This is a genomic window from Mameliella sp. CS4 (assembly GCF_019392335.1).
Classification (GTDB): Bacteria; Pseudomonadota; Alphaproteobacteria; order Rhodobacterales; family Rhodobacteraceae; genus Antarctobacter.
Window position 1 is genome coordinate 1 of the sequence record NZ_JAHXRQ010000100.1, and the last position, 407, is coordinate 407.

Annotated in this window: 1 protein-coding gene; it reads right to left on the reverse strand. The window is 62.7% G+C overall.

Annotated elements, in window-relative coordinates:
* On the reverse strand, positions 1 to 407 hold a 407-nt coding region (locus KZZ07_RS26700; protein ID WP_255564622.1), incomplete at both ends, for an EF-Tu/IF-2/RF-3 family GTPase.

Genomic DNA, 407 nt, shown 5'->3' on the forward strand with positions numbered 1-407 from the left:
AAGTAGAACTGCGGACGGTAGTTCTTGAAGAACGGCGTGTGACGGCCGCCTTCTTCCTTGGTCAGGATGTAGACCTCGCACTCGAACTTGGTGTGCGGGTTCACCGACTTCGGCTTGCACAGCACCTGGCCGCGCTCGACGCCGTCACGGTCGATGCCGCGCAGCAGCACGCCGACGTTGTCGCCTGCTTCACCACGGTCCAGCAGCTTGCGGAACATCTCGACGCCGGTGCAGGTCGTCTTCTTGGTGTCCTTGATACCGACGATTTCCAGTTCGTCGCCGACGTTCACCACGCCACGCTCGACACGACCGGTCACAACCGTGCCGCGGCCGGAGATCGAGAACACGTCCTCGATCGGCATCAGGAAGGGCTGGTCGACGGCACGTTCCGGCTGCGGGATGTACTC